This window comes from Burkholderia alba (genome assembly GCF_034721475.1).
Taxonomy (GTDB): Bacteria; Pseudomonadota; Gammaproteobacteria; order Burkholderiales; family Burkholderiaceae; genus Burkholderia; species Burkholderia alba.
In genome coordinates, this window is sequence record NZ_JAWJWL010000064.1 from 1 (window position 1) to 5,137 (window position 5,137).

Annotated in this window: 3 protein-coding genes; all 3 read right to left on the bottom strand. The window is 59.0% G+C overall.

The window, feature by feature from the left end; genetic code table 11:
* Positions 1-1,028: S8 family peptidase (locus RZR99_RS31375; RefSeq protein ID WP_323123615.1), on the bottom strand; the 1,028-nt coding region annotated here is incomplete at its 3' end.
* A gap of 350 nt (positions 1,029-1,378) precedes the next feature.
* Entirely contained in the window at positions 1,379-3,445 is a 2,067-nt protein-coding gene (locus tag RZR99_RS31380; RefSeq protein WP_323123616.1) for a reprolysin-like metallopeptidase, read from the bottom strand.
* A 1,276-nt stretch (positions 3,446-4,721) separates the two neighbouring features.
* Positions 4,722-5,137, bottom strand: a 416-nt coding sequence (locus tag RZR99_RS31385) for a DDE-type integrase/transposase/recombinase (protein WP_323123617.1), incomplete at its 5' end; no start/stop codon positions are given.

Consider the following 5,137-nt stretch of genomic DNA (forward strand, 5'->3'; position numbering starts at 1 on the left):
ACCGTGCCGTCCTTCCGGTCGGCATTGGAACCTCGCGCGCAGCCGCTCAGGTCCGTGGTGACGATCGCCGGATCGTAATAGGTCGGCTTCGCGAAATCGGCGATGTTGCTCAGATCGGGGAAATACGCTTTCTGGACGCCAAACTCCCCGCCGATTCCCGACACCCAGATCGATGCGCCCGCGGAGGAATACGACGAACGCACGCCCTTGGCGTTGACCGCGGCCACGGTAATCGTGCCGATGAAGTTGTTGAACGGGTCCGTGGAGGACGAAACGCAGCTGACCTTCAACGATTTTGCCTGGTCAGTACACAGTTCGATTAGCCCAAAGAAAACTTGATGATTATTGAAGTTGTTTCCCGCCGCCTTGACATAGATGCCGCCCTTGCCCTTGCGGGTGGACTGCATCAGCTTCTCCCAGGATCCCTGCTCCGCCAGCGATATCGCCGGATAACTCCTGAGCACCGACCCCCAGCTATTGTTGTACACGGCGACATCCTTCGACTCCAGCCCGTTGCCCCAGGAATAGCGGATATTGGTGTCCTGATTGGTATCGAGTCCATCCACATCTTTGGACAGGAAATTGAAGCCTTTCAAACGCGCCTCCGGCGCGACGCCGCGCCCGCCCTTGCCGTTCCAGCCAACCGCGCCGATGATGCCCGTCACGGCCGTCCCATGTTCGTCGTTGCCGTTGACCGGCGTCGGATCGTTCGAACCGTCGACGAAGTTCTTCGAACCGCCCGGCACGACGTTGCCCGCCAGATCCTCATGGCGAATTTCGAGGCCATCGTCGACCACGCCGACGATCACACCGTTGCCGCGAATGTTTCTCGCATGAAGATCCGTCAGATCCAGATCCACCTTGGCGACGGGCCGGGCATCCCCGATGACCGCCTGTCCCGTATTCTGGAGATGCCACTGATAGATGAAGAGTGGATCGTCCTTGGACGTCTGGGCGAAAGCGTTGCCACCAGCCCCTGTGGCAAGTAGCGATGCGACTAAAAGCCATGGATATTTCAGTGACATCATGTTGTACTCCTAATCATTAATCTTAAAGTCATGACAAGAAACAACCTAGTCCGCATATCGATAACCGCCGTTGCCTACAGTGGATCCTCCTTCTCGTGCTTCGGGCCGATTCGCCAGTATTTTTCACTCAAGCGACGCCTACTGCGCGCCTCGTTCTATTGCACAACACTTGTCACCCGCTTCGTTGCCCAGCACGAAATCACCTGAGGCACCCAAAATCCGTCGGTGGTTGGCCAAGCCACTTCTACTCTTGTTTTTATCGACGAACAACAGCACGTTGACAGCGCCCTCCACAGTACGAAGGGAACCGCCTTGACGGATGCCCCGAAACCGGCGCCCCCGCCCGCCCCTTACTTCACGATCGTAAAGGTCGTGGGCGTCACTGCAAAGAACACGTTGTTAGTGCAACTCACCCGGATGCGCGCCTTGTTCGATGCCACCGCCGGCAACGTGACCTTGGCCTTGCCGTTGTTGGGCGTGCTGGCCAGCAACGGATTGGGCAGGTAGCTATACCCGCCGTCCAGCGACAGATCCAGCTTGACGTTGGCACAGGCGATCGGCGCGACATCGGTCTGAGCCACATTCCAGCCCACGGTTTGCCCGGACCCCGCCGCCCATTTCACCGTGGCTCTCGGTGCCGTGACGGCGAATGCGCCACCGGTATCGACCACATTCACATACATGTTGCCGCTGGCCGTATTCGGTCCCACGCCCAGCGATCGGGCCATCGCCACGTTGTCGCGAACGGTCACGCGGAAGCTGAGTTTGCGGTTGGTCGCGGGATAGACTTCGCCGTTGCCGAGCGGTTCGTCGCCCAGCACGGCCGCCAAGTGCGGGAAGGTCTGCTCGTCCTCCACATGCGGCTTGACCGAACGGAAGATCGGTCCCTGGCCGTCGTCCTTCAATGCGCCGAACTGCTCCGGGCCGAAGTCGAACTGCTCCCAGGTGTAGGTCAGGCCGCTGGCCTTGCTCCCCTTGGCCGCTTTCACCTTCAAGGTGAAAGGCGTCCTGGCCGGAATCACGTAGTGCTGTCGGCCAGTCTCGATCGCGTTCGGCGGAAGCAGCGACTTCGGGTCGAGCCACGGCGCGCTGCTCTTGTTGAGCGTGCGCGTCGCACAGCTTCCGCCCGCGCTGGAAATCCAGTCCTGGATCATGCCGATGCTGCTGCTGTTGAAATACGGATCGGTATGCGGTTGATAGGAGAAGTCGGGGTAGTTCTCACGATACACGCCTGCGTAACCCATGATGGTGGAACCCTCTCCCGGCTCAACTGCGTCCTCTTCAGGCGTGCTGCGATTGCCGTTGAATGTATGGTATGAACCGAACGAATGACCCAATTCGTGCGCCACATAATCCACCGCGAACGCGTCGCCGACCGGATCGAGTCGGCCGGTGCTGCCCGCCGCTTTGGTAGCGTCCTGACAGGTGCTGGCGATCGACGCCATGCCACCAGTGCCATCGCCCGCCACCACGTGGCCGACATCGAAATTCTTGTTGCCGATCAACTTGGCAAGGTTCTTCACGTTCTTGTTGTTGATCGGATAGTCGCCGGGAGCCAAGCCCGCGTACGGGTCGCTCTTGGTGTCCGTATAAATGATCTTGTCTTCGCTGTCGATCAAAGTAAGGTGCACGCCCAGATCGTTCTCGTAGATTTCGTTGATACGGTTGACCATCGTTGCCACTGCGGCTAGTCCATCGACGACGGTGCCGCCGAAGCTCTTGGTATACGTGCTGGTCGCCGCCATGGCTAGGCGGTAGTCGTACATCACCGAGCCGCTCGCGCGGGCGCCGGTTGCGCTGCCACTCGCCTCCTTGCCCGAATTCTTCCGCACTCCGCTGCCGTTGAGCAGGTTCTTGTCGAACTTTTCCTCGTTAAACGGAGACGAACCCGGCAGTGCCGCCCGCCTGAACGACCAGTACACATCGCCACTGTCCGCCGCCTTGCTGGCCCGACCGGATAGCTGCCCTGCCGGTTGCACCAACCACATCCCATCATTGTCTCCGTACACCGCAGCTTGCAACCCTTGCGGCGTGAGGTCGACGCGGGCGCGGCGTCCCTTGTCGTCCACCCCCTTGTAGCTCTTCAACGCCGGATAGCGCTTAGCCAGGGCCGGTGGCAGCACGTCTGATTCAGACAAGGTGAAGTACGTCACCCCCCCTTCTGGCAGCGGCAACGCGAGCCTGTTGCCTTGCCCGCTCCGGATCGCCGCAGCGCTCGTCGACAATTCAGTCTTGAGGTTGCCCAGATCGAGCGTGACCGCTCGATAGAACGTGGGCACAGACGTCGCCGCGCCGCGCATCGAGACTGCCACCGAAGCCGGAACGTCCTGCCAGAGTCCCGCCGTATCGGCCGCCTCCGCCATCGATGCCCATCCCCAGGCGGCCATCACCATGTACGTCACCAAGAGCTTCTTCATATATTAGTCATCCTAAAAAATTGAATGAACCAGAACGGAAAATGCATTCCGGGACCCTTTTCACTTCGATTGGCCAATCGAAGGACTCACATGAATCGCGGACGCCCAGCCGCTTCCACTGTGCCCAGAACGGGAACCCGCGTAGACGATGCGGAATCGAGTGCGTTCCCGCGACCGGCATGGCAGGCGTCAGGATTCATCACCGGTCGGACATTCCGATAGAGGAAAACTGGCGGATTCCGCACAAAAGCGAACGACCACACTTGTGCCTCGCGACGAATTCCCGCGAAGCAAAGCAATCGTTCATGTCGGAATAGATGGACGGCGAACTACGTGAAGATATTCATGATGGCGGCCCTGTTGTTTATGTCGTATCGATAAACAGGCTATGTTCTTCGACACCTGCCCATTTGCGAATTCAAGTTGTGACAGATTGCGATCCGGCGCGATCGGCGTTTCCACGATCCGTCTGGGACAGCGCACCGGGTCGCTCCACCTCTCCGGCGTCGTTCAATCTGCGCTTTGAATATACTTCGTAATTTTTCGTAATGGAATATGAAAACCATGGAATTTCAAAAAAAATACAAATCGCTCAATTAATTAAAGCCCATTTATTGACAATCTCACCAATAAAAACCGATGCTCCGCCAGGAAGGATCTAATACAAAACTTCGCCGTTTGTCCGGCGGCACATGGCGTTGGTGCATGGATGCTGCCGGGATTGCGGTCCGAACGACCTTCGGACCGCTCGTCGCCAATCGTCCATATGCGACAGAACCGCAGGGCGAGCACCCATTCAACCAGCCCGCGGGCCCCGCGCACTGAATAACCCCCAGCTGCGCATCCGTCTCCACGCGCGCGACCTTGTCTTGCGCGCGCGGGGTCGCCGGCATCGTCAGCGGCGCGACCAACGTATAGAGCATCAACTTCGTGTTGTACGATCGCTAGCTTGGTCCTGCCCATCAGGTGGGCGCGAGCAATGTCGCGATCGGAATCGCCGGATGCGCGCGAGAATTTGACGGTACACAAACAATTCGAACCTCCGGTTGGCCATGGCTACTCCGTTCAAAAAAGAACGAGCGTACCGTCGCTGAGAAAGATCGAATCGCGTCTACCACCCGGTGCTGCTGGCACCGTCTCGCCAACGATCAGGTGGCCGCATTACGCCGCCCATCGCGTGGCCCATTCGGTGCCCGCGGACTGGCTCCATTACGCCGCCCAGGAGGCGTTGTCACGTTAACCCTGTCGCCCTAATTGCGGCCAGATGAGGTGATGTTCAGAAAACGCCGAGCGGATTTTGGGCGAGGCCGGTAAAAAGACGCCACGATTCGAACCGGGTCGCGAGCTGTTTTCGGTAAAGCGAGGCACGCAGCAAATGGCGCTTGAGGGCAAAGTGTTGCCAGATCGGACCGAAGCTCGACAGGAAGGTTTGCGTCTGGTCGGGCAGCCGGAAACCGCGCATCCGACGTTCGCGTTCGCGCGTGGGCTGATGGCTGTTCTCGGCACGATTGTTCACGCGCGCCGCAGGCTTGACGAAGACATGCTTGACGTTCGCGAGCACCGGTATTTCTGCTTTTGCCGCAGAATAGCTGCGCAGTTGATCGGTGACGATTTTCTTCGGCACCTCGGCACTGGCTGACAGTACCCGTTTGAAGAAGCGCTTCGCGGCAGTCTTATCGCGTCGCTTTTGCA